Here is a 6512-nt window from a genome sequence, read left to right as displayed (position 1 = left end):
CCGCCGGGCGGTGCGCAAGGCGACCGCCCCGGCCGGTGCGCCGGGCGAGGCGGAGATCGTGGTGCTGCAGGCCAAGGCCGAGGCGGCGCTGGAGTCGGCCCTCGCGGCCGTCAGCCCGGCCGCCGAGGCCCCGGCCGGGGAACAGCCGGCCGAGGCGCAGGCGACGGTCGTGACCGAGGAGGCGGCCGCACCGGCCCCCGCCGAGGCCCCCGTCGAGGAGCCGGCCGTCACCGCGCCGGCCGTCGAGGAGCCGGCCGTCGAGGAGCCGGCCGCCGGGGAGCCCGCCGTCACCGAGGAGCCCGCCGAGGAGGCGCCGGCGCCGAAGAAGCGGGCGGCCCGCAAGACCGCCGCCAAGAAGACCACCGCCGCCAAGAAGACGACGGCGGCGGCGAAGAAGACCACCGCCCGCAAGACCGCCACCAAGCGGACGAGCGCGGCGGCCAAGAAGGCGGCGGCCGCCGAGGGTGATACGGCGGCCGAGTAGTGCCCGGTCCGGGGCGGACACCCTCCGCCCCGGACCCGTACGGGCCGGTTTGCCCCCGCGGCGGCCGGTCCGTATTCTTGACCACTGGCGTGTCTACGCCACGCTCCCGAGCACATCACCTCCCGGTCCTCGCGAGAGGCCCATGGGAGAGGTCCCCTGTGTCCGTACCCAGGTGGCTGGCATCAGGAGCTCCGACCGAGTTGGGAAAGTAGGTACCGCATGTACGCGATCGTTCGCGCAGGCGGCCGCCAGCACAAGGTCGCCGTCGGCGACGTGCTGGAGATCGACCGTATCGAGGCCAAGCCGGGTGACTCGGTGGAGCTCTCCACCATCCTGGTGGTCGACGGCGAGGCCGTCACCTCCGACCCGTGGGTGCTGGCCGGCGTCAAGGCCCACGCCGAGGTCGTCGACCAGACCAAGGGTGACAAGATCGTCATCCTGCGTTACAAGAACAAGACGGGCTACCGCCGTCGCCAGGGTCACCGCCAGCAGCACACCGCGGTGCGCATCACCAGCATCGACTCGGTCAAGTAAGGGGATAGCCAGATGGCACACAAGAAGGGCGCAAGCTCTACCCGCAACGGCCGTGACTCGAACGCCCAGCGCCTCGGCGTGAAGCGCTTCGGCGGCCAGGTCGTCTCCGCCGGCGAGATCATCGTCCGCCAGCGCGGCACCCACTTCCACCCGGGTGCCGGTGTCGGCCGCGGTGGCGACGACACTCTGTTCGCGCTGACCGCCGGTGCCGTGCAGTTCGGCACCCGCCGCGGCCGCAAGGTCGTCAACGTCGTGGCCGTCGAGGCCTGAGTCACACCTGACTCACACTGAAGGGTGGGCCGGAATGTTCCGGTCCACCCTTCGCGCTTTACCGCAGGCAGAACCATCTTCTTTCACATCGGAGGCACACCCATGACCACCTTCGTGGACCGCGTCGAGCTCCATGTCGCCGCGGGCAGCGGGGGCCACGGCTGCGCCTCCGTGCACCGCGAGAAGTTCAAGCCGCTCGGCGGCCCGGACGGCGGCAACGGCGGCGAGGGCGGCAGCATCATCCTCACCGTCGACGCGCAGGTCACCACCCTGCTCGAATACCACCACTCGCCCAAGCGCAAGGCCACCAACGGCAAGCCCGGCGCCGGCGGCCACCGCACCGGCGCCGACGGCCAGGACCTCGTCCTCGCCGTGCCGGACGGCACCGTCGTCCTGGACAAGCAGGGCAACGTGCTCGCCGACCTCGTCGGCCACGGCACCAGCTTCGTCGCCGCCCAGGGCGGCCGCGGCGGCCTCGGCAACGCCGCGCTCGCCTCCGCCCGCCGCAAGGCCCCCGGCTTCGCGCTGCTCGGCGAGCCCGGTGACGCCCGCGACATCGTGATGGAGCTCAAGTCCGTCGCCGACGTCGCCCTCGTCGGCTACCCGAGCGCCGGCAAGTCCTCGCTGATCTCCGTGCTCTCCGCCGCCAAGCCGAAGATCGCCGACTACCCGTTCACCACCCTGATCCCCAACCTCGGCGTGGTCACCGCCGGCGACACCGTCTACACCGTCGCCGACGTCCCCGGCCTGATCCCCGGCGCCAGCCAGGGCAGGGGCCTCGGCCTGGAGTTCCTGCGGCACGTCGAGCGCTGCTCCGTCCTCGTGCACGTCCTGGACTGCGCCACCCTGGAGCCCGGCCGCGACCCGCTGAGCGACCTGGAGACCATCGAGGACGAACTCGCCCAGTACGGCGGCCTCGACGACCGGCCGCGGCTGGTCGCCCTCAACAAGGTCGACGTGCCCGACGGCCAGGACATCGCCGACCTCACCCGCGCCTCCCTGGAGGAGCGCGGCTACCGCGTCTTCGAGGTGTCCGCCGCCTCCCGCAAGGGCCTGCGCGAACTGAGCTTCGCCATGGCGCAGATCGTCGCCGAGGCCCGCGCCGCCAAGCCGGTCGAGGAGTCCACCCGGGTCGTGCTGCGGCCGGTCGCCGTGGACGACGCCGGCTTCACCATCACCGAGGAGGACGGCGCCTACCGCATCCGCGGCGGCAAGCCCGAGCGCTGGGTGCGGCAGACCGACTTCTCCAACGACGAGGCCGTCGGCTACCTCGCCGACCGGCTGGCCCGCCTCGGCGTCGAGCAGGAGCTGTGGAAGGTCGGCGCGCACGAGGGCGACACCGTCATCATCGGCCCCGACGAGAACGCCGTCGTCTTCGACTGGGAGCCGACCATGGCCGCCGGCGCCGAGATGCTCGGCCGCCGCGGTGAGGACCACCGCTTCGAGACCCAGCGCCCGGCCGTCGACCGCCGCCGCGACAAGCAGAAGGGCAAGGACGCCGCCGAGGCCGAGTACCTCGCCTTCGAGGCGCTCTCCAGCGGCCGCCAGGCCGCCATCGAGGGCGACGACGAGGACTACTGAGCCGGCCCGCCCCCGGGACACCGACAGGCCCCCGCCACCCGCGCCAACGGGCGGCGGGGGCCTCGGCGTTGACGCGCCGTGGGCCGCCCGGCGGCCGGGCCGGACGCTGTCCGGCGGGCGGAACGCGATGCCGTCCGCAGGCCCCGATCGCGTAGATTGCGGGGGACAGGCCGGGCCCGCGCCCGCCGCCAGCGCACCACACCGGAAGGGCGAACCCGAGATGAGCGAGGACGAACTGCGGGCGGAGGTGCTGACCGCGCGGCGCATCGTCGTCAAGGTCGGCTCCTCCTCACTGACCACGGCCGCCGGCGGCATCGACGCCGACCGGGTCGACGCCCTGGTCGACGCCCTCGCCAAGGTTCGCACCCGCCCCGACGCCCCCGAGATCGTGCTCGTCTCCTCCGGCGCCATCGCCGCCGGCCTTTCCCCGCTCGGCCTGGAGAAGCGGCCCAAGGACCTCGCCCGCCAGCAGGCCGCCGCCAGCGTCGGCCAGGGCCTGCTGATCGCCCGTTACACCGCCTCCTTCGCCCGCTACGGCCTGCGCGTCGGCCAGGTCCTGCTCACCGCCGAGGACGCCAGCCGCCGCGCCCACTACCGCAACGCCTACCGCACCCTCGACCAGCTGCTGGCGATGGGCGCGATGCCGGTCGTCAACGAGAACGACACCGTCGCCACCGCCGAAATCAAGTTCGGCGACAACGACCGGCTGGCCGCCCTCGTCGCCCACCTGGTCCGCGCCGACCTGCTCGTCCTGCTCTCCGACGTCGACGGCCTCTACGACGGCGACCCGTCCCGCCCCGGCACCAGCCGGATCGACCAGGTCGCCGGACCGCACGACCTCGACGGCATCGAGATCGGCAGCGCCGGCAAGGCCGGGGTCGGCACCGGCGGCATGGTCACCAAGGTCGAGGCCGCCCGGATCGCCACCGGCGCGGGTATCCCCGTCGTGCTCACCGCCGCCAGCCACGCCGCCGACGCGCTGGCCGGCCGCCCCACCGGCACCCTGTTCCTGCGCACCGGCAGCCGCTCCTCCGACCGGATGCTCTGGCTCGCCCACGCCAGCAGCCCGCGCGGCGCCCTGCACCTGGACGCCGGCGCCGTCGACGCCGTCGTCTCCGGCGGCGCCTCGCTGCTGCCGGCCGGGGTCACCAAGGTCGACGGCGAGTTCGCCGCGGGTGATCCGGTGGACCTTCTTGCCGAAAACGGCCACATCGTGGCGCGCGGACTGGTCAACTTTGATGCGAGGGAGTTGCCCCGCCTGCTCGGCCGGTCCACCCGGGACCTGGCCCAGGAGTTCGGCGCCGCCTACGAGCGGGAGGTCGTCCACCGCGACGACCTGGTCGTCCTGCGCGGCTGACCCGCCGCCGGACCGCCGGAAGCGCGGGCGGCTCCGCACGGGGAGCACGCCCGGCCACGGGCGAGGAGGGGCGCGGTCGTACGCGCGCCGGCCGGGGCCGGCGGGTACGACGACACGACATCGCCGAACAGGAGGCCGCCGGTGGAACGCAGGCGCGAGGCAGCGCTGACCGGAGGGACCGCGGGCCGGCGGCTGACCAGCATCGACGGCGGCGCGGACGACGGCGCCGCCGGGCCGGCCGGTCCGCCGCCCCAGGGACCCGGGACGGTGCACCGGCTCCGCACGGAGCGGCGCCCCGGCGCCGAACCGCCCGTCGGACCCGAACAGGCCAGGCTCTGGCACGTGGTGCTCAGCGTGGCCGGGTCGGTCACCCCGCTGTCCGAGCTGCGGGCCGGCCTTGAGCGGCTGGCGCACGACCACTCGTTCTTCCTGACCGCGCGCTACGCCGCCGACCACGCCGAGATCCGCTACTGGGAGCAGGCCCGGGACCTGCACGACGCGGCGGCGATCGCGCTGCGGCTGTGGGGCGAGCACAAGGTGACGGCCAAGCTGCCGCCGTGGGAGATCGTCGGCCTGGAGGTGGTGGACCGGGCGACCTACCACAAGCGCGTCGCCGAGGGCTTCGCCGGCCCGGCCCCGCAACTGGGCGGGGTCCACCCGTACTGAGACCTCCCCGTGAGCGGGCCGGACCGGACGTGTCCGCGGCGGGCGGGCCGAAGGGCCGCGCGGGTGCCGGAGGGGAGGAGCGAGGAGGCCCCGGAGGGATCGAGGGGGCACCGGAGCGCCGACCGCCGGCACCCGTCCGGGGCGGCCCGGAGGCGAGCGAGCCCGGGGGAGAAGGGGTGTCTCACCGGGTGAAATGGGGCGGGGGAGGGTGCGGGCCCTCCACTACGCTGGGCGCATGAGCAGCGACCTCGCCACCGCCGACAGCCCCGTCCTCGCCGTAGCGCGCCGAGCCCGGGAGGCGGCCGCCTCGCTCGCCCCGCTGCCGCGCGGCACCAAGGACGCCGCGCTGCTGGCGGTCGCCGACGCCCTGGTCGCCCGTGCCGCCGAGATCACCGCCGCCAACGCCGAGGACGTCGAGCGCGCCCGCGCGGCCGGCACCGCCGAGTCGGTGATCGACCGGCTCACCCTCACCGAGGAGCGGATCGCCGCCGTCGCCGCCGACGTCCGCTCGGTGGCCGGCCTGCCGGACCCGGTCGGCGAGGTCGTGCGCGGCTACACCCTGCCCAACGGCCTGGACGTGCGGCAGGTCCGCGTCCCGCTCGGCGTCGTCGGCATCATCTACGAGGCCCGCCCCAACGTCACCGTCGACGCCGCCGCGCTCTGCCTGAAGTCCGGCAACGCCGTGCTGCTGCGCGGCTCCGCCTCCGCCTACCGCTCCAACACCGCGCTGGTCGCCGTGGTGCGCGACGCGGTCGCCGCCGCCGGGCTGCCCGCCGACGCGGTCCAGCTCGTCCCGGGCGAGAGCCGGGAGTCGGTGCAGGAGCTGATGCGCGCCCGCGGCCTGGTCGACGTGCTCATCCCGCGCGGCGGGGCCTCGCTGATCCGCACCGTCGTCGAGGGCTCCACCGTCCCCGTCATCGAGACCGGCACCGGCAACTGCCACGTCTACGTCGACGCCGAGACCGACCTCGCGATGGCCGTCGGCATCCTGCTCAACTCCAAGGCCCAGCGGGTCAGCGTCTGCAACTCGGCCGAGACCCTGCTCGTCCACCAGGACGTCGCCGACGCCTTCCTGCCGCTCGCGCTCGCCGCGCTCGCCGAGGCCGGGGTCACCGTGCACGGCGACGACGCGGTGCTCAAGGCCGCCGAGGGCACGGCCGCGACCGTGCTGCCCGCCACCGACGAGGACTGGGAGGCCGAGTACCTGTCGTACGACATCGCGGCCGCCGTCGTCCCCTCGCTGGACGCCGCCGTGGCGCACATCCGCCGCTGGACCTCCGGCCACACCGAGGCCATCGTCACCACCTCGCAGGCCGCCGCCCGCCGCTTCACCCAGCTCGTCGACTCCACCACGGTCGCCGTCAACGCCTCGACCCGGTTCACCGACGGCGGTGAGTTCGGCTTCGGCGCCGAGATCGGCATCTCCACCCAGAAGCTGCACGCCCGCGGCCCGATGGGCCTGCCCGAGCTGACCAGCACCAAGTACATCGTCACTGGTGACGGCCACGTCCGGGGCGCGGCGACGCCGACCGTGGGCGGCGCCGCGGCCGCCGGCTGAGCCCGTCCGGGCCGTCCGGCGCCGGCCGGCCGTCACACGAGTGACGGACCAACTGCCCCGAG

General features: G+C 74.6%; 6 protein-coding genes and 1 pseudogene. All 7 read left to right on the top strand.

Features of this window, described 5'->3' with window-relative positions:
• Positions 1 to 484, top strand: a pseudogene (locus ACFXAM_RS25145) (ribonuclease E/G); the annotation flags it as partial.
• Positions 485 to 703: 219 nt separating this feature from the next.
• A complete protein-coding gene (gene rplU, locus ACFXAM_RS25140) occupies positions 704 to 1018 on the top strand; it encodes a 50S ribosomal protein L21 (protein WP_030309710.1) in 315 nt (104 codons plus the stop codon).
• A 12-nt stretch (positions 1019 to 1030) separates the two neighbouring features.
• Positions 1031 to 1288, top strand: a complete 258-nt coding sequence (rpmA, locus tag ACFXAM_RS25135; RefSeq protein WP_355372266.1) for a 50S ribosomal protein L27 — start codon at positions 1031 to 1033, stop codon at positions 1286 to 1288.
• Between the two features lie 102 nt (positions 1289 to 1390).
• Positions 1391 to 2869 carry a GTPase ObgE gene (gene obgE, locus ACFXAM_RS25130; RefSeq protein WP_380294495.1) on the top strand — a complete coding sequence of 493 codons (1479 nt, stop codon included), beginning with the start codon at positions 1391 to 1393 and terminating at the stop codon, positions 2867 to 2869.
• Between the two features lie 220 nt (positions 2870 to 3089).
• Positions 3090 to 4226: a glutamate 5-kinase gene (gene proB / locus ACFXAM_RS25125; protein WP_380294494.1), complete on the top strand. Its 1137-nt coding sequence runs from the start codon at positions 3090 to 3092 to the stop codon at positions 4224 to 4226.
• A 141-nt stretch (positions 4227 to 4367) separates the two neighbouring features.
• Entirely contained in the window at positions 4368 to 4892 is a 525-nt protein-coding gene (locus ACFXAM_RS25120; RefSeq protein WP_380294493.1) for a hypothetical protein, read from the top strand.
• 235 nt (positions 4893 to 5127) lie between these two features.
• Positions 5128 to 6450, top strand: a complete 1323-nt coding sequence (locus ACFXAM_RS25115; RefSeq protein ID WP_380294492.1) for a glutamate-5-semialdehyde dehydrogenase — start codon at positions 5128 to 5130, stop codon at positions 6448 to 6450.
• Positions 6451 to 6512: the final 62 nt, after the last annotated feature.

The organism is Kitasatospora sp. NPDC059462 (genome assembly GCF_042749955.1).
GTDB lineage: Bacteria > Actinomycetota > Actinomycetes > Streptomycetales > Streptomycetaceae > Kitasatospora.
This window is presented reverse-complemented; position numbering and strand designations above follow the sequence as displayed.